Genomic DNA, 17561 nt, shown 5'->3' with positions numbered 1-17561 from the left:
CCTATTATAATACCATTTTATACCATTTTCATATGATACAACGTAGGAGGTTCCTGCAACAGGCAGGCACATTACTCGCCGGCGGAACCGTATTATCGGCATTTGATAATAACGCATTTGCCATATTTAAGAACAAGATAGCGCCCAGCGATCAACTGCGGATAGGCGGCATTGGCATCAACGGCATGGGTTGGGCCAATGTAGTGTCTGCCCTGAAGGTACCAGGGGTTAGCCTGGCTGCTTTATGCGATGTTGATAAAAATGTACTGGAAAAAAGAATGGCCGAACTGGCGAAAGCGAATATCGACACCTCAAAAGTGAAGGTCTATAGTGATTACCGTAGCATGCTCGAGCAAAAAGATATTGACATTGTCATTGTAGGTACGCCCGATCACTGGCATGCCTTACAAATGATACATGCCTGCGAAGCGGGTAAGGATGTATATGTAGAAAAACCTGTGGGCAATTCCATAATAGAATGCCGGACCATGGCGGCTGCCGCTAAACGGTACAACAAGATTGTGCAGGCCGGCCAGTGGCAACGCAGCCAGCAGCATTTTAAAGATGCCGTAGATTATGTACAAAGCGGTAAACTGGGAATGATACGCACCGTAAAGGTTTGGTGTTACCAGGGCTGGATGCGTCCGGCGCCGATAGTACCTGATAGTAATCCACCGGCAGGTGTTGATTTTGCCTCCTGGCTGGGGCCCGCACCCAAGCGATCATTTAATGCGAGCCGGTTCCATTTTAATTTCAGGTGGTTTTGGGATTACGCCGGGGGCTTAATGACCGATTGGGGTGTGCATTTGCTTGATTATGCCCTGTTGGGAATGAAAGCAGATGTACCGAGATCAATTTCTGCATTGGGGGGCAAATTTGCCTATCCCGATCTGAGCGAAGAAACACCCGATACATTGACCACTTTATATGAATTTGATACCTTCAACCTGGTATGGGATTCGGCCATGGGAATAGACAACGGTTCGTATGGCATGAACCATGGCATAGCTTTCATTGGGAATAATGGGACCCTTGTTCTTTCCCGCGGCGGCTGGGAAGTGATAGAAGAGCCAAAGGCTACCCAAAAAGCCACGAAGGCGTTTGCCAAGAGTATGGATAGTGGGCTTGACCTGCATTGGGTGAATTTCATCGATGCCGTGAAATCGAGAAAAACGGGAGACCTGCATTGTTCCATCGAAGATGGAGCGCATGTAGCCACCGTTGCACAAATGGGGAATATTGCTTTTAGAAGTGGATTAAAGCTGATGTGGGATAAAGACAAAGAAAAATTTACAGACGATAAGATCAACAGCCAGTACCTGATGAAGGAATATAACAATGGTTACAAGCTGCCTAAAGTATAAGAAATTGAAAGTAAAATGATCTGTAAGGTTCGCCATTTGATCTTGAATTATCAGAGAAATGCAGGTCCCTACCGGCACCCAGTGTAGGCGGGGCGCCATTAAAGGGAAAGCTCATTTAAAAGAACAAGACCTGTAAGGACCGCTTCACATCTTAGCCCGGCGAGCTAATGAGGCGGATCTTACAGGTCTTTTATTTTAAATTATAAGACGTTATAATTTTTTGATCTTGATATTCCGGTACCATACAGAGTTGCCATGATCCTGAAGGGCAATGTGGCCGTTTTTGAAGGTCCCAAAGCCAGGCCATTGTTTGAATTTGCTGGCGGCGAGCATCTTTGTCCAGGCGTCATCCCACAACGTGGTGGTGAGAACTTTAGTTCCATTCAGATGAAATTCCAGTGCGCCTTTGTTGCTAATGATCTCAGCATGGTTCCATTCGCCGGCAGGCTTAACTGTTTCGGGCGAACTGGTGATGAGATCGTACAGGTCACCGGCACGGTGCTTGATGATCTTGGCATCAGGATGCGCTGCATTATCCAATACCTGCATTTCAGGACCGGTATGATAGGTTTCGCCGAATTTAGGTCCTTCCTGTACATAGAAAAGGATACCGCTGTTGCCACCCGGGGCGATCTTCCAGTCCAGCTTCAAATCGAAATTGTCGTATTCGTCATTGGTAACCAGGTCGCCGCCCCCCGTTATCTTACCATCTTTTTTGTTGGTGGTGTCCAGGTGTATAGCGCCATCAGCAACCTGCCAGGCTGTCCCGTCTGATTTCTTATTAAAGACATGGAAATTACTTTTCGAATTGCCGTCGAATAATAATTGCCAGCCGGCATTTTTTTCATCAGCTGTAAGAGCATTATCCATTATTTCAACAGGGGTTGAATTGGACATGGTATCTGTTGTTTTAGTAGTGTCGGTTTCCGATTGTTGAGAGCCGGAATTTCCGCCCTGGCAACCGGCAATAGCGCCGGCAAGGATCAGACAAGCAAAAGTTGTGCGCATATGATAGTGATTTTAGTGAAAAGACGAATTATAACCGTTTGATCTGAATATTTCTAAATGCTACGCCATTACCATGGTCCTGTAAAGCGATACGGCCTTTCTGGAACATCCCAAAACCAACCCAGGATTTAAACTTGCTGTTAGCGATCAATTGTTTCCAGTTGTCGTTCCACATAGTAGTAGAAACCACTTTGGCACCGTTTTGAAACAGATCGAGTTGACCTTTATTAATAATGATCTCGATCTGGTTCCATTGACCCAGCGGATGTACATTTTCAGGAGCACTGGCAATGAGATCGTACAGGTCGCCAGCGCGGTGTTTATTGATCTTTGCATCGCGGTGGCCGTTGTTGTCAATGATCTGCATTTCCGGGCCGGTTAAATAAGATTGGGCATATTTGGGATCTTCCTGTGTAAGAAAAATGATCCCACTGTTGCCAGCTGAGTCAATTTTCCATTCCAGCTTCAGATCAAAGTTTTCAAATTCCTCATTGGTGACCAGGTCGCCACCACCGGCGCCGTTTTTCCTGGCTTCAGGGTCCAGGTACAAAACGCCATCGTTCAACACTTTCCAGGCTGCGCCATCTGATTTACTATTATAAATGTGCCAGCTTTCTTTTGAGGTGCCATTAAAGAGCGACTGCCAGCCATCCTTTTGTTTTGAGGTATTGGATGTTTTGCTTTCATTGGTGGCCTTATTTGCGGTATGGCAGGCCAGCAACGCAACAGGGAATAAGGCGATAATAAACTTCTTCATGAATTATATCAGAATAAATGGTACACGTAAACAGGTAAGCGATACATTAAAAAGAGACCCCCGCTTCCGGGAAGCAGGGGCTATTAAGATTTATTTATTTCGCGTTCTTTAAGTTGAGGATGTAGCGAACCATTTCCTTGGCACTGTCTACACTTAATGTAGGGTGCGGTGTCATTGGTACAGAGCCCCAGTTACCAGAGCCGCCTTTGATCACCTTTTGGGCCAGCGTTTCAATATTGGCATCGGTGGTCTCATATTTTTTTGCTACGTCTGTATAAGCAGGGCCGATATTTTTTTCAGAGATCTTGTGACAGGTCGTGCAATCCAGTGAAGCGATCATGTCAAGACCTTTGTCATCGGCGGGTGCAGAAGTGCTGGCGCTTTCAGCTGGTTTTTCTTCTGTGCCTTTGTTGGTGTCATTAGAACCGCAGGCTACCATTGCAGTACATAAAGCAGCAAAAACAACTAATTTCTTCATCGAAACAAAATTTAAGTTCTGAATTGTGCAAGTTAATAGTTTAGCAAATTACATTATTTTAATCCTAATACGGCTCTGTTAAATTTTTCATCGCTGCCGGTACCCGCAAAATCGTCAAAGGCTTTTTCTGTAACGCGGATGATATGGTCTTTAATAAATGGTGCTCCTTCTCTGGCGCCATCTTCGGGATGTTTAATGCAACACTCCCATTCCAGCACAGCCCAGCCTGCATAATCATAAGCTGCCAGTTTGCTGAAGATCGATTTAAAATCAACCTGGCCATCGCCCAGTGAACGGAAGCGGCCGGCTCTGTCGATCCAGTTTTGATAACCACCATATACGCCCTGTTTACCGGTGGGGTTGAACTCGGCATCTTTTACATGGAACATACGAATGCGTTCATGATAGTTGTCGATGTATTCCAGGTAATTGAGGCATTGCAATACAAAGTGAGATGGGTCGAACAGCAGGCAGGCGCGCGGGTGGTTGTTGGTATGTTGTAAGAACATTTCATAAGAAATACCATCGTGCAGGTCTTCACCGGGATGTATTTCATAACAAAGATCTACCCCATGCTCATCAAAATGGTTGAGAATGGGCAGCCAGCGATTGGCCAGTTCTTTGAAACCTGTTTCTACCAGTCCGGCCGGCCGTTGAGGCCAGGGGTATACCGTAGGCCATAACAGGGCGCCGCTGAAAGTAGCATGTGCGTTCAACCCCAGATTTTGCGAAGCCTGGGCGGCATAACGTAGTTGTTGCACGGCCCATTCGGTGCGTGCTTTGGGGTTGTTGCGGTATTGTTCGGGTGCAAAGCCATCGAACAGGGTATCGTAAGCTGGATGAACAGCAACCAGCTGTCCCTGCAGGTGGGTGCTGAGTTCGGTGATCTCCAATCCACACTCGTTTACAAGGCCTTTCAGCTCATCAGCATAGGTTTTACTTTCTGCGGCTTTTTGCAGGTCGATAAGGCGGCTATCCCAGGTAGGGATCTGCACACCGACAAAACCCAGGCTTTTTGCCCACTGGCATATTGATTTAAGCGAATTGAATGGTGGTTGATCGCCCATGAACTGGGCGAGGAATAATCCGGGTCCTTTTAACGTCTTCATTAAATGGCGCTTTGAGATGAATGTTTTTGAATTTGATTACACTTCAAATGGTGTCCACTTTTCTTTGCTGGTGCTGCTCTTTACCACATTGTCGATAAACGCCATGCCGCGAACGCCTTCGTCTACACGCGGAAAGTCGAGCATTTCTTTGGTGGGTTGAACACCATCTATGTGAGCAGACAAGGTCAATGCAAAGTTGCGGTAGATATTGCCGAATGCTTCCAGGTACCCTTCAGGGTGACCACCCGGTGTGCGGCAATTATGAGTAGCAAAAGAAGACAATACATTGGTATAGTTACCACCGGCACGCAATACCTGCATAGGTTGATCGAGCCATTTTACAAGGAGCGTGTTAGGTTCCTGTTGTGCCCATTCAATGCCACCCAATTCACCGTATATCCGAATTTTTAAAGCGTTCTCTTCACCGGCTGCAATTTGTGATGCTATTAGCACACCAGCGGCGCCATTGTCGAATTTCAGCAATACGTTGCCATCATCATCGAGGTGACGGCCTTCGACCATGATGTTGAGGTCGGCGCAAAGCTGTGTTATTTTTAATCCGGTAATATATTCTGTAAGGTGGGCTGCATGCGTACCTATATCGCCCATAGCGCCGGCTTTGCCCGATCTTTTGGGATCGGTTCTCCAGGCGGCCTGAGCATTGCCTTCGCGTTCGCTGAGGCGGCTTAACCAGCCTTGTGGATATTCAACAATTACTTTTCTGATCTTGCCCAACACATTTCCCTGTACCATGGCGCGGGCCTGCTTTACCATCGGGTAGCCCGAATAGGTATGCGTAAGGCACAACTGCAAACCGGTCTCTTCAACTTTCTTTTGCAATTGTTTAGCTTCATCGAGTGTGAAGGTCATTGGTTTTTCAATCACCACATGAAAGCCATGGTCAAGCGCCATCATAGCAGGAGCAAAGTGTGCGAAGTTGGGTGTTACGATAGTCACAAAATCCATACGCTTATCCGCTGGTAATTTGCTTTCTGCCTTGATCATATCTTCATAATTGGTATATATGCGGTCATCGGGCAGAAATAACATTTTTCCAGAATCGATAGCTGTTTCGGGATTAACACTTAGAGCGCCGCAGGCAAGCTCAATCAGTCCATCCATATTAGCAGCAATGCGGTGAACAGCGCCGATAAAGGCATCTTTGCCTCCACCTACCATTCCCATTCTTAATTTTCTGTTCATGAAATAGAAATTAGAAAATGTGAAAAAGGATTTGTTTTAAAATAAAAAATTACATTTACATGCATTTCGAATCTAACGAATTTACAATTGCGTTCGATAAAGTTACGGTGGTTCGGTATAAAGTTTAAAAATTATCAATTGCCAACCATATAAAAAACTAAACGATTCTCGCCATGCAACAACCAACAATTCATCGCGGCCAGCTTTTTATGGCCAGTTGTTTAGCACTTTTAGTTACCTCATTGTCATTCGGTATCCGTGCCGGTATCTTAAACCAGTTAGGGGAGAATTTTCATCTTAATGCCTCGCAACTCGGTACCATTGCAGCCACTGCATTCTGGGGTTTTCCCTTAGCCGTGATCATTGGCGGTATGGTCGTTGATATCATAGGCATGAAAAAATTATTACTGCTTGCCTGTGTGTTTCACCTGGTGGGCATTTTGCTAACGGTATTTGCAAGCGGCTACTGGACATTATTTCTCTCCACCTTATTAATAGGAATAGCTAACGGCACAGTTGAGGCCGCCTGTAATCCGCTGGTGGCAGCTATTTTCCCTGATAATAAAACTACCAAATTAAATCACTTTCATCTCTGGTTCCCCGGTGGCATTGTTATTGGCACCCTGATCGTGTTTTTGTACAACAAGGCAGGTATAGGATCAATAGCAGGTATGGAACCCTGGCAGATACAGGTGGCTGTCATGTTGATCCCCACATTAATTTATGGTTATCTGATAACCCGCTTGAAATTCCCGGTTACTGAACGGGTGGCGGCAGGCATATCAACCGGCGATATGTACAAATCGTTATTGAATCCGTTGTTCGTATTTATGATCGTTTGCATGTTTGGCACCGCGATCACAGAATTGTTTACGGGTCAATGGATAGATGTACTGTTGAAAAATGTTACTGACAATGCCCTTCTGATACTTACCCTGGAAACCGGTGTGATGGTGATTGGCCGTGGACTGGCAGAACCCGTGGTTCACAGATTATCACCACAGGGTGTCCTGTTGATTTCCTCCATTTTATCAGCATTGGGAATATATCTGTTAGGCCATACTACCGGAAATATGGTTTTCGTAGGGGCCCTGGTCTTTGGAATGGGTGTATGTTATTTCTGGCCCACCATGCTGGGTTTTGTTTCGGAAAACCTACCCAAAACCGGTGCAGTAGGATTGAATTTAATGGGTGGCGCAGGTATGTTTGCCGTGTCGGTTTATATGATGTTCATGGGAAGCCATTACGATAAACTGCTGGGCGATAAATTACCAGCCGGCGCCGATTTGAAAACATATTCGGATGCCCCGGGCGGATCAGAAATGGCAAATGCACTGGCAGAAGCTAAAAAAGCTGCCGGCCCGCAAATTCTTGATACCACTTTAATTATACCGATTGTACTTGTATTGGCATTTACCGGATTGGTGGTTTACATGCGTGGTAGAAAGAAGACGGAATTGTTAACACCTGTTAGCGCATAATAGTACTATCTTAACCTTTTGTAATATTTTAACGCTAACGGTTTTACATTTAATCGTTTTTGTGAGAACAATTTGTAAATTTCAACCTTAACAATTTTAAACATGGCCAATCAATCGAGAAGAGTTGCCATCAAGAACCTGGTAGCGGGCACTGCTGCGCTGGGAACGGCCAACATGCTTTCGTCTTTTACCACACCCGAGGAAATTAAATCAACTGCTTTGAAAGGAAATATCAACCACTCCGTTTGTCGTTGGTGCTATGGGTCCATCCCCCTGGAAGATCTTTGTGTTGCAGTAAAAAAAATAGGTTTTAGTGCGATTGATCTCGTTGGTCCCAAAGACTGGCCCACCCTGCAGAAACACGGCATCTTTTCTTCCATGTGTAATGGCGCTGAACTGAACCTGGTAGATGGCTGGAACGATAAAAAATTCCACCCGCAACTGATCAAGAATTATTCTGAAATGATCCCCCTCGTTGCTAAAGCCGGTTATAAACAACTCATTTGCTTTAGCGGCAGCCGGCGGGGCATAGACGATGAAACAGGCTGGAACAATTGCGCCGAAGGATTGAAACAGATCATGGGCCTGGCTGAAAAAAATAAGGTAGTGATCGTAATGGAACTGTTGAACAGCAAGGTAAACCATAAAGACTATCAGTGTGACAGAACCCCCTGGGGCGTAGAACTGTGTAAACGCGTAGGATCAGAAAACTTCAAATTGTTATACGACATCTATCACATGCAGATAGATGAAGGCGATGTAATAAGAACTATCAAAGACAATCACCAGTATATTTCCCATTACCATACTGGTGGCGTTCCCGGAAGAAATGAAATTGATGAAACGCAGGAGTTGTATTATCCTGCCATTATGAAGGCCATCGTTGATCTCGGTTTTAAAGGGTATGTAGCGCAGGAATTTATTCCAACTCCAAAAACCAACGAAGAAAAGCTGGTCTCTCTAGAAAAAGGAATTAAGATCTGTGATGTATAAAACCGATTTCAAAATTCTTACGTCTTCATTATAATTAAAACCGATTGAACTATGCCAGATAATGTATATGATGCTATTGTCGTAGGGTCAGGAATTAGCGGTGGTTGGGCAGCAAAAGAATTAACCGAAAAAGGATTGAAAGTCTTATTGCTTGAAAGGGGTGAAAATATTGAGCACGTTAAAGACTATAAAAGCGCCACTAAGAATCCCTGGGATTTTCCTCATCGCGGTGGTAAAACCACAGAAATGTCAAAAGAGTATCCTGTGTTAGACAGGGATTACCCTTTAAATGAAATGAACCTCAATTACTGGACAAACGAAAAGGATTGTCCGTACACCGAAACAAAACGTTTCGACTGGTTTCGGGGGTATCATGTAGGGGGGCGCTCGTTGATGTGGGGTCGCCAAAGCTACCGCTGGAGCGATCTCGATTTTGAAGCCAATTCAAAAGATGGCCATGGCGTTGACTGGCCGATCCGTTATAAAGACATTGCACCCTGGTACGATCACGTTGAAAAATTTGCCGGTATCAGTGGAAGTAAAGAAGGCTTGCCATTTTTACCCGATGGACAGTTTCAACCAGGAATGGAATTGAACTGCGTTGAGAAAGATGTAGCAGCCCGGCTTAAACAACAATATAAAGGCGAGCGTCATTTATTCATAGGGCGTGTAGCCAATATCACCCAGCCATTACCTGGCAGAACCAATTGTCAGTACCGTAACAAATGCTGGCTGGGTTGTCCGTTCGGTGGGTATTTCAGCACCCAGTCATCAACGCTGCCGGCTGCAGTGGCCACTGGCAATCTGACGCTGCGTCCCTTCTCCCTCGCAACAAAAGTTTTATACGATAAAGACAAGAAAAAAGCAACCGGTGTAGAAGTGCTGGATACACAGGATAATAAAACCTACGAGTTTAAAGCGAAAGTAGTATTCCTGTGCGCCTCAGCCTTTAACAGTACCTGGGTATTGTTCAATTCTGCTACCGATGTATGGCCTGGCGGATTGGGCAGCAGTAGCGGCGAGTTGGGCCATAATGTAATGGACCACCACTTCCGCGTAGGTGCAGAAGGCATTGCCGAAGGATATGAAGACAAATATTATTTCGGTCGTCGCCCAACCGGTTTTTATATACCTCGTTTCCGCAATACGGGCAGCGACAAAAGAGACTATGTTCGGAGTTTCGGTTACCAGGGTGGCGCCAGCCGTCAGGGCTGGAATCGCGAGATCGCCGAACTGGGTATTGGCGCCGATCTGAAAAACGCCTTATCAGAACCAGGTCCCTGGTCGCTCGGTATGACCGCCTTTGGTGAAATACTGCCTTATCACGAGAACACTATTTCGCTCGACAAATCGAAAAAAGATAAATGGGGCTTACCAGTGCTGGCTATGGATTGCGAGTTGAAGGACAATGAGAAGAAGATGCGTGTTGATATGAAGAATGATGCCATGGAAATGCTGCAAGCCGCCGGTTTAAAGGATGTGAAGGCATATGAAAGCGACTATTTCATGGGTATGGGTATTCATGAAATGGGAACCGCCCGTATGGGTAAAGATCCTAAAACTTCTGTGCTGAATGCGCACAACCAGGTATGGGATGCCACGAATGTTTACGTAACCGACGGCGCTTGTATGGCTTCTGCAGCGTGCGTTAACCCCTCACTTACCTACATGGCTTTAACAGCTCGCGCTGTAGACCATGCAGTAAGTGAATTGAAAAAAGGAAATATTTAATCCTGATTTCATCGGGACAAATAGTGCAAGTGTACAAATTCGAAAATTTCAAAATGTGCAACGGGCCTAAGGTAAAAATGGCAAAAAGACATTTAATTTAATTTAAATTGTGCCTTTGCCACCTTTATTTGATGGAAGCCATCTAAAAGGGGTAGGTTTTATTTTACCCGTCTTCTTCGCCAGCTGGCGGACCCGGACGGGTAAACATTTTCGAATTTTCATATTTTCAAATTGTAATTCATGCCAGGAGATTCTCTAAACGTACACCTAAACACAAAAGCAACCGCACAAAACACCTATGATGCTATAGTAGTAGGATCGGGAATAAGTGGAGGCTGGGCCGCCAAAGAATTATGCGAAAAAGGATTGAAGACGCTGGTATTGGAACGCGGCAGAAATGTAGAACACATTAAAGATTACGCCGGAACTGAAAAGGATATCTGGGATTTGACCCATCGCAATAAGTTAACGGCAGAAGATAAAAAAAACAGCCCCATCCAAAGCAAATGTTACGCTTTTGATGAGGTCTCTAAAAAGTTCTTTGTAAACGATCTGGAGAATCCATACACCCAGGTAAAACGCTTTGACTGGGTACGTGGTAACCATGTAGGAGGCCGCTCACTGATGTGGGGCCGCCAAAGCTACCGCTGGAGTGATCTGGACTTTGGCGCCAATGCCAAAGACGGCCATGGCGTTGACTGGCCTATACGCTATAATGACCTGGCAAGCTGGTACAGCTATGTAGAGAAGTTCGCTGGTATAAATGGAAACCGCGATGGCTTGCCGCAACTGCCAGATGGGGAGTTTTTGCCTGCAATGGAAATGAACTGCCTGGAGAAACATGTAGCGGCTCGCATCAAAGAGAGCTTTAACGACCGCGTAATGATCATTGGCCGTTCAGCTAACCACACCAAACAAGTGGGTGATCGCGGTCCCTGCCAGTACCGCAACAAATGCCACCAGGGCTGTCCGTTTGGTGGGTATTTCAGCAGCAACTCGGCAACACTGCCTGCAGCAAAGGCTACCGGGAACTTAACCTTGCGGCCATTCTCAATAGTGCTGGATGTGTTGTACGATAAAGATAAAAAGCGCGCTACCGGTGTTCGCATTCTTGATTCTGAAACAATGAAGACAGAAGAGTACTATGCGAAAGTGGTTTTCCTGAATGCTTCTACCCTGGGTACTGCCCACATTCTGTTAAACTCTGTTTCGGATGCATTCCCTAACGGATTTGGTAACAGCAGTGAGCAGGTAGGCCATAACCTGATGGACCACCATTATGGAATTGGCGCCCGTGCCGAATATGATGGATTTACAGATCAGTATTTTTATGGCAGAAGACCGAATGGTATTTATGTGCCCCGGTTCAGGAATATCAACGACAAATCCAAACGCAGCGATTATGTACGCGGTTTTGGATACCAGGGCGGTGCCCGTCGCGACCGGAATGATGGTGGAGATGGAATAGGTATTGAACTGAAAGAGAGATTAACTGAACCCGGCAACTGGACAATGCAGTTAGGCGCCTGGGGTGAACACCTGCCTTACTACGAGAACAAGGCGACCTTAAATAAGGATAAGAAAGATAAATGGGGATTACCAACACTCGATATCGACTGTGAATTCAAGGAGAATGAAAAGATCATGCGGAAAGATATGGCGGAAAGCGCAGTTGAAATGTTGGAAAAGGCCGGATTGAAAAACGTGAAAACTTTCGACAATGATCCGGCGCCTGGTTTTTGTATTCATGAAATGGGAACTGCCCGCATGGGAAGAGACCCCAAAACATCGGTACTGAATGGCAATAACCAGATGCATGATGTAAAGAATGTGTATATAACCGATGGTGCTTGTATGGCTTCATCAGCCTGTCAAAACCCATCGCTGACGTATATGGCGCTTACTGCCCGCGCTGCTGAACATGCGGTGAATGAACTGAAAAAAGGCAATCTTTAAAAATCCTGAATTGATTCATACTTCAAACTAATAATTATGAACAGAAGAGACGCTTTATCCCGTGTTGCCTTATTATTGGGCGGAACCGTGATAGGAGGTGAACTTTTTCTGAGCGGTTGCACCAGCGCAGATAAAAAAATCGGCCAGTCTGTAGAGTTTACTGCCGACGATCTTGCTTACCTGGATGAAATAGCAGAAACGATCATTCCTGCTACCGACACACCAGGCGCCAAAGAGGCTAAAGTAGGCCAGTTCATGGGCGTTATGGTAAAGGATTGCTATAAAGAAAGCGATCAGAAAGTGTTCCTGGAAGGAATGAACAAACTGAATGATGCCAGCAAGAAAAAATTCAGCGGTAACGGGTTTATGAAAATTACACCCGAACAACGCAAAGAATTGTTGAACGAGTTGGATAAAGAGCAAAAGGATTACGCCAAGAATAAAAAGAAGGATGACCCTTCGCATTATTTTACCCTGATGAAACAGTTGACCCTGTTGGGTTACTTTACCTCAGAACCAGGTGCTACCAAAGCATTAAGATATGTGCCGGTTCCTGGTAAATTCGAAGCCTGCATGCCTTATAAAAAAGGCGACAAGGCCTGGGCTCTGTAACAATATTGAATTCCGACTGGCGTCGGCGTGTTAAATTAAGTATTGAATACTGAATGTTGAAGTAAATTCACTTCTTCATTCAGTATTTGATTTTAAAAATATCAATCAACCATATGTACAACAGAAGAAATTTTCTCAAAGCAACTGGAACATTGGCGTCTGGATTAATTATTTCAAGATCGGCTTTCTCTATGGGTGAAAATTTTGCACCTAATGCCTCCATAAAGAAATTTGGTTTGCAGTTGTGGTCGGTACGGGACGATCTGGGAAAGGACCCCAAAGGAACTTTAAAACAGTTAGCTGGGTATGGTTATAAACAGATTGAAGGCTTTGAAGGCAAACAGGGCCTTTTCTGGGGTATGACTAACAAGGAATTCAAAAAATACATGGATGAATTGGGTCTCTCCTTCATTTCTTCCCATTGCGATATCAACAAAGATTTTGAAACAAAGGCGGCACAGGCTGGTGAAATTGGAATGAAATATTTGATCTGCCCCAGCTTAGGCGCTCCCAAAACGCTTGATGACTTTAAGAAAGCAGCAGAGAAATTCAATGCCTGTGGGGATATCTGCAAAAAGAATGGATTGCGTTTTGCTTATCACAACCATGGTTATAGCTTCACTGCAATAGATGGTCAAATGCCCCAGGATATAATGATGCAGGGCACCAATAAAGATACCGTTGATTTTGAAATGGATATTTACTGGGTGGTTACAGCCGGTGCTGATCCCATTGCCTGGTTGAACAAATACCCTGGCCGCTTTAAACTGTGTCATGTAAAAGACCGGAAAAAAGATGCCGATCCAAAAGAGCATGATGCGTCTGTTGATCTGGGTAGCGGTAGTATCGATTTTAAAAAGATCTTAAAAGCCGGTTCAACAAAAGGACTGGAATATTATATCGTTGAGCAGGAGCATTGGGATAACAGTACGCCCCTGAAAAGCGCTGAAGCAGATGCGGCATATATGAAGAAGTTTAAGATGTAATTTTTATAATAGGGTTATTCCTTAAAAGCCTGGAAGAATTTCGGTTCTTTCAGGCTTTTGTTTGTCAGTTATTAAGTTATTGAGTTCTTTAGTTTTGGATTGTAACCTAATAACTCAATAACTAACTTAATAACTATCTATCTTTAAACAAACACTACATATTATGAGAAATCTACTTTTCTTCTTCCTGGCATTTTTTCTGACCAAACATGCCCTGGCGCAGGATAAGGATGAACAAACCATTCGTAAAATACTAAGTGACCAAACCGTTGCCTGGAACAAGGGCAACATAGAAGATTTTATGAAAGGGTATTGGAATAACGACTCCCTGATGTTTATTGGGAAGAGCGGTGTAACATATGGTTACCAGAACACACTAATGAATTATAAAAAGAATTACAACAGTGCTGACGCTATGGGAACCCTGTCGTTCGATCTTATTAAAGTACAGCGCCTGTCGCCCGAATATTATTTCGTGGTAGGCAAGTGGCATTTAGTAAGGAAGATCGGCGATGTGGGTGGCCACTATAACTTACTCTTTCGCAAAGTGAAAGGTGCCTGGGTAATTGTAGCTGACCATAGTAGTTAATAAGCTATTCCCATCAGGTAGCTACGTTGATTGTTTGAAATCGAAATACCAGCATAAATAGAGGCATCCCGAATGAAAGAACTACAAACAATAAACCATTAACTTATATGGCGCTCATTATTATTGGGGTTATCATAATTCTTATTGGCCTGGCGATAACCCGCAGCAACGATGGTAACTTCAGGCGTTTTGCTTCACCCGTTCGCATTATTGGCGGCATCCTTGTTTTAATTGGCATTCTTACTTCCTGTGTTATTCAAATTGAAGCCGGTGAAATTGGCGTAAAGAAATTGTTTGGTAAGGTGCAGAACGACGTGCTTCATAGTGGCTTGCACTTTATTAATCCCCTGCTCGATGTAGAGAAAATGGATGTAAAGACCCAGAACTACACCATGAGCGGCGTGCATGATGAAGGTCCAAAAAGAGGTGATGACGCCATCCGCGCCCTTACCAATGATGGGCTGGAAGTAGTGATTGACCTTACAGTGCTGTATAAAGTATTACCAGCCGATGCGCCCCGTATTGTGCGGGAAACCGGTCTTGATTTTACCGACAAAATTGTTCGGCCCGTTACCCGTACCAAGATCCGCGACAACGCGGTATACTATGATGCGGTGGCTTTATATTCTGTAAAACGCGATGAATTTCAGGCCCGCATATTTAAGAGTATTGAATACGATTTTAAAAAGCGGGGACTGCAGCTGGAACAATTACTGGTACGCAATATAACCTTGCCGGCCATGGTTAAAACCGCAATTGAACAAAAGATCACTGCCGAGCAGGACGCCCAGAAAATGCAGTTCGTTCTACAAAAAGAAAAACAGGAAGCGGAACGTAAACGGGTAGAGGCCCAGGGGATCTCCGACTACCAGCGCATCATCAATGAGAGCCTTACCGACCGCCAGTTGCAATATGAACAAATAAAGGCCATGAAAGAGCTTGCCGGTTCAGCCAATGCCAAAATGGTGATCATGGGTAAGGGTAATACGCCGGTTATATTGGATGGGAAGCAGTAGGTAAACGTGAGAGGGCTCAGGATGTTCGAGCCTCACTTCGGCAATCGGCAGCCCCCGACAAATCGGGGCAGGCTAGCAGTCGGCAATGAAATACAGCAGGATGCTCCACGCAACGCGTGTCGCTCAGAAGGCAGAAGGCGGTGTAATAATTTACTAATCAAACCGTTTAAAGGTGTCGACCAAGCCGTAGTTTTGCGGCCGACGAATACATCCTAATTGAATATCAATGAGAATCATTACCACTCTTTTATGTTGCCTACCCCTGGCAGCTGCCGCCCAGAACTTTCATTTTGCAGCTCGTTTGGGCGTTGCCAATTACCAGGGCGATCTGCAGGCAAAGAATATTACTTTAAAACAGGCCAAATTTATGGGGTCGCTGGGGGCCATGTACGATCTTTCGGAACATTTTACCGCCCGTACCTATTTCACACTCACTTCTTTACAGGGGGACGATAAAAAAGGGACTACCGCCATGAAAGCGCGTAACCTGAATTTTCAAACCAAATTATGGGATATAGAATTAGGTGCCCAATACAATATATTAAGCCTGAATAACTCCTGGTGGACGCCTTATATTTTTGCCGGTATTGGCCTCTACCATTTTAATCCATACACCCGCACCACAGAAGGTGAAAAAGCCTTTCTGCAACCATTGGCTACCGAAGGCCAGGGAATTGAATCGGGTAAAAAAGGCTACAAACTTACTCAACTTAATATACCCCTTGGTATTGGCGGTACTTACGCAATAAGCGAAGATGTCAGAGTGGGGCTGGAGTTTGGTTATCGCAAATTGTTTACGGACTATCTGGACGATGTGAGCACTACTTATACCGATCAGGCTACTTTGCTGGCAGCAAAAGGCCAAACTGCGGTTGACCTGGCTTACCGGGGCGATGAAGTGGGGGCCGGTGGATATCCTGCTGCCAAAACAACCCGCGGCGGTTCAAATGTGAAAGATGGATATTATTATATGGCTTTAACCGTTACCGTGCGTTCGTTCATTGACCAATATAAACGCATCGCCGGTTTACCTGCCTATAATCGCGATAAAAAAGTAGGTTGTCCAGCTACGCGATTCTAATAATCAATCGATTTATTAAATCTTTGATCGGGTCCTCTGAAAATGGGGGCCCGGTCGCTTTTTAGGGAATTATTCATCCATGTGGGAATTTCTTACTCCAAATGCGGATATATAAATAAACAAGCGCTGACAGGCTACCTACCCCCCAGATATAAAAAATGATATTGCTGACCCGGAGCCCATGTTCAGGAACCAGCAAGCCGTTGTAGGCGCCAATACCCACAGTAATGGTAAGCCATAAAAATCCTGAAGAAACAGTCCAGACGATCCGCTTCAGAAAATCTTTTACATCATCTTCCATTAAACCCATACAAAAAGCTTATTTCAGCAACAAAAATGAAGCATTTATTCAATTAAACCGGTCTTTATACCCTTAATTGATCAGCAAATTCTTAAACTCGGTGGAGTCACCGCTAAAGGCATTGAAGTCGACCCGGCAAAAGATCCCATTTACATGCCCCTGTTCGCTGTATTGCCAAAAATGCCAGTTGCGGTAAATACGGGGTTTTTCTTTTTGCAGGTAATGGGCTACCCATAATGGGTATTCGTCAAATTCGTCTTTTAGCACTTGTTGGTAAAAATCCACATTGGCATATATAATGGGTCGAACTCCGTAATAGTTTTCAACAGTGACCAGCCATTCTTTCACCCGCTCGCGTACTTTTTTATAAGGCACGCCATAAGTGGCTTCCACATCCAGCACGGGTGGCATGTCTCCTGGCGCCAGCTCTACCGTTTTTATAAAATGTTCCGCCTGGGCTTTGCCGTTTTTGGTGGCAATAAAAAAGTGATAGGCGCCGCGGGCCATACCGGCCTCTTTGGCTCTTTTCCAGTTGCGTTTATAATAGCGGTCCTCATTTATCAACCCCTCGGTAGCCTTAATAAAAGTAAAACCAAGTTTCAACCCTTCCACGTTCATGGCTTTGACACTTTCCCAGTCAATGGTTTCCTGGTAGCGTGACACGTCAATACCGTGAATTGTATATCGGGTGGGAACTTCTATGCCAAATGCCTCGTATCGGGCAAAATGTGCCCGCCGCTCCTGCCACCATTCATATACGCGAAATAGCAGCATAACTACAGTAGCAGCTACGATCAGGCCTAGTGCAATTCTCCAGAAAATGGCTGCCTTTTTATTTTTTGCCATAAGGGTACACAAATATATTAGAGCGCTTAAACAAAGCGATGATATAATCT

17 protein-coding genes are annotated in these 17561 nt (G+C 44.9%); 10 read left to right on the top strand and 7 right to left on the bottom strand.

From position 1 onward, the window contains the following. Nucleotides 1-32 precede the first annotated feature (32 nt). Nucleotides 33-1364 (top strand): Gfo/Idh/MocA family protein, encoded by a 1332-nt coding sequence (locus tag J7I42_RS05235; RefSeq protein ID WP_209137716.1) that lies wholly within the window; start codon nt 33-35, stop codon nt 1362-1364. A 210-nt stretch (nt 1365-1574) separates the two neighbouring features. On the opposite strand, the gene J7I42_RS05230 is transcribed toward J7I42_RS05235, so the two are convergent. From J7I42_RS05230 to J7I42_RS05210, 5 genes are all read right to left on the bottom strand, one after another. Beyond that, on the bottom strand, nt 1575-2372 hold the full coding sequence (locus J7I42_RS05230) for a 3-keto-disaccharide hydrolase (protein ID WP_209137715.1): 798 nt from the start codon (nt 2370-2372) through the stop codon (nt 1575-1577). Nucleotides 2373-2400: 28 nt separating this feature from the next. Further along, nucleotides 2401-3129 (bottom strand): 3-keto-disaccharide hydrolase, encoded by a 729-nt coding sequence (locus J7I42_RS05225; RefSeq protein ID WP_209137714.1) that lies wholly within the window; start codon nt 3127-3129, stop codon nt 2401-2403. A gap of 94 nt (nt 3130-3223) precedes the next feature. After that, nucleotides 3224-3607 carry a c-type cytochrome gene (locus J7I42_RS05220; protein WP_209137713.1) on the bottom strand — a complete coding sequence of 128 codons (384 nt, stop codon included), beginning with the start codon at nt 3605-3607 and terminating at the stop codon, nt 3224-3226. 53 nt (nt 3608-3660) lie between these two features. Continuing rightward, on the bottom strand, nt 3661-4716 hold the full coding sequence (locus J7I42_RS05215) for a sugar phosphate isomerase/epimerase family protein (protein ID WP_209137712.1): 1056 nt from the start codon (nt 4714-4716) through the stop codon (nt 3661-3663). 36 nt (nt 4717-4752) lie between these two features. Further along, nucleotides 4753-5919 (bottom strand): Gfo/Idh/MocA family protein, encoded by a 1167-nt coding sequence (locus tag J7I42_RS05210; RefSeq protein WP_209137711.1) that lies wholly within the window; start codon nt 5917-5919, stop codon nt 4753-4755. Nucleotides 5920-6092: 173 nt separating this feature from the next. On the opposite strand from J7I42_RS05210, the gene J7I42_RS05205 reads away from it, so the two are divergent. The 9 genes from J7I42_RS05205 (at nt 6093) to J7I42_RS05165 (ending at nt 16364) form a co-directional block, all read left to right on the top strand. Next, nucleotides 6093-7400: an MFS transporter gene (locus J7I42_RS05205; RefSeq protein WP_209137710.1), complete on the top strand. Its 1308-nt coding sequence runs from the start codon at nt 6093-6095 to the stop codon at nt 7398-7400. Between the two features lie 102 nt (nt 7401-7502). Further along, nucleotides 7503-8393: a hydroxypyruvate isomerase family protein gene (locus J7I42_RS05200; RefSeq protein WP_209137709.1), complete on the top strand. Its 891-nt coding sequence runs from the start codon at nt 7503-7505 to the stop codon at nt 8391-8393. 51 nt (nt 8394-8444) lie between these two features. Beyond that, a complete protein-coding gene (locus J7I42_RS05195; RefSeq protein WP_209137708.1) occupies nt 8445-10124 on the top strand; it encodes a GMC oxidoreductase in 1680 nt (559 codons plus the stop codon). Nucleotides 10125-10364: 240 nt separating this feature from the next. Then, entirely contained in the window at nt 10365-12080 is a 1716-nt protein-coding gene (locus tag J7I42_RS05190; protein WP_209137707.1) for a GMC oxidoreductase, read from the top strand. Nucleotides 12081-12116: 36 nt separating this feature from the next. Beyond that, nucleotides 12117-12692, top strand: a complete 576-nt coding sequence (locus J7I42_RS05185) for a gluconate 2-dehydrogenase subunit 3 family protein (RefSeq protein ID WP_209137706.1) — start codon at nt 12117-12119, stop codon at nt 12690-12692. Between the two features lie 113 nt (nt 12693-12805). Beyond that, nucleotides 12806-13678 (top strand): sugar phosphate isomerase/epimerase family protein, encoded by an 873-nt coding sequence (locus tag J7I42_RS05180; RefSeq protein WP_209137705.1) that lies wholly within the window; start codon nt 12806-12808, stop codon nt 13676-13678. Between the two features lie 163 nt (nt 13679-13841). Then, complete coding sequence (locus J7I42_RS05175) at nt 13842-14267, top strand: YybH family protein (RefSeq protein ID WP_209137704.1); 426 nt, start codon at nt 13842-13844, stop codon at nt 14265-14267. A gap of 107 nt (nt 14268-14374) precedes the next feature. Then, entirely contained in the window at nt 14375-15283 is a 909-nt protein-coding gene (locus J7I42_RS05170; protein ID WP_209137703.1) for a prohibitin family protein, read from the top strand. A gap of 226 nt (nt 15284-15509) precedes the next feature. Beyond that, complete coding sequence (locus J7I42_RS05165; protein ID WP_209137702.1) at nt 15510-16364, top strand: DUF6089 family protein; 855 nt, start codon at nt 15510-15512, stop codon at nt 16362-16364. A gap of 73 nt (nt 16365-16437) precedes the next feature. Here J7I42_RS05165 and J7I42_RS05160 read toward each other — a convergent pair whose 3' ends face one another. Together J7I42_RS05160 and J7I42_RS05155 are read right to left on the bottom strand one after the other, a co-directional pair. After that, nucleotides 16438-16674, bottom strand: coding sequence for a hypothetical protein (locus J7I42_RS05160; RefSeq protein WP_209137701.1), 237 nt, complete (start codon nt 16672-16674; stop codon nt 16438-16440). 63 nt (nt 16675-16737) lie between these two features. Beyond that, the gene (locus J7I42_RS05155; RefSeq protein WP_209137700.1) at nt 16738-17511 is read right to left on the bottom strand and encodes a glycoside hydrolase family 25 protein; all 774 of its coding nucleotides are present in this window, start codon (nt 17509-17511) and stop codon (nt 16738-16740) included. Nucleotides 17512-17561 lie beyond the last annotated feature (50 nt).

The sequence above is a fragment of the Niastella soli genome (genome assembly GCF_017742245.1).
GTDB lineage: Bacteria > Bacteroidota > Bacteroidia > Chitinophagales > Chitinophagaceae > Niastella > Niastella soli.
Note: the sequence above shows the minus strand (reverse complement) of the source record. Positions and strands in the feature narration are given on the sequence as shown.

Bases quoted from the DNA above. Each gene is read 5' to 3' on its own strand.
- J7I42_RS05220 (WP_209137713.1), bottom strand. From the start codon at position 3,607: ATGAAGAAATTAGTTGTTTTTGCTGCTTTATGTACTGCAATGGTAGCC.
- J7I42_RS05160 (WP_209137701.1), bottom strand. From the start codon at position 16,674: ATGGGTTTAATGGAAGATGATGTAAAAGATTTTCTGAAGCGGATCGTC.
- J7I42_RS05200 (WP_209137709.1), top strand. From the start codon at position 7,503: ATGGCCAATCAATCGAGAAGAGTTGCCATCAAGAACCTGGTAGCGGGC.
- J7I42_RS05230 (WP_209137715.1), bottom strand. From the start codon at position 2,372: ATGCGCACAACTTTTGCTTGTCTGATCCTTGCCGGCGCTATTGCCGGT.
- J7I42_RS05170 (WP_209137703.1), top strand. From the start codon at position 14,375: ATGGCGCTCATTATTATTGGGGTTATCATAATTCTTATTGGCCTGGCG.
- J7I42_RS05175 (WP_209137704.1), top strand. From the start codon at position 13,842: ATGAGAAATCTACTTTTCTTCTTCCTGGCATTTTTTCTGACCAAACAT.
- J7I42_RS05225 (WP_209137714.1), bottom strand. From the start codon at position 3,129: ATGAAGAAGTTTATTATCGCCTTATTCCCTGTTGCGTTGCTGGCCTGC.
- J7I42_RS05195 (WP_209137708.1), top strand. From the start codon at position 8,445: ATGCCAGATAATGTATATGATGCTATTGTCGTAGGGTCAGGAATTAGC.
- J7I42_RS05155 (WP_209137700.1), bottom strand. From the start codon at position 17,511: ATGGCAAAAAATAAAAAGGCAGCCATTTTCTGGAGAATTGCACTAGGC.
- J7I42_RS05165 (WP_209137702.1), top strand. From the start codon at position 15,510: ATGAGAATCATTACCACTCTTTTATGTTGCCTACCCCTGGCAGCTGCC.
- J7I42_RS05190 (WP_209137707.1), top strand. From the start codon at position 10,365: ATGCCAGGAGATTCTCTAAACGTACACCTAAACACAAAAGCAACCGCA.
- J7I42_RS05235 (WP_209137716.1), top strand. From the start codon at position 33: ATGATACAACGTAGGAGGTTCCTGCAACAGGCAGGCACATTACTCGCC.
- J7I42_RS05205 (WP_209137710.1), top strand. From the start codon at position 6,093: ATGCAACAACCAACAATTCATCGCGGCCAGCTTTTTATGGCCAGTTGT.
- J7I42_RS05215 (WP_209137712.1), bottom strand. From the start codon at position 4,716: ATGAAGACGTTAAAAGGACCCGGATTATTCCTCGCCCAGTTCATGGGC.
- J7I42_RS05185 (WP_209137706.1), top strand. From the start codon at position 12,117: ATGAACAGAAGAGACGCTTTATCCCGTGTTGCCTTATTATTGGGCGGA.
- J7I42_RS05180 (WP_209137705.1), top strand. From the start codon at position 12,806: ATGTACAACAGAAGAAATTTTCTCAAAGCAACTGGAACATTGGCGTCT.
- J7I42_RS05210 (WP_209137711.1), bottom strand. From the start codon at position 5,919: ATGAACAGAAAATTAAGAATGGGAATGGTAGGTGGAGGCAAAGATGCC.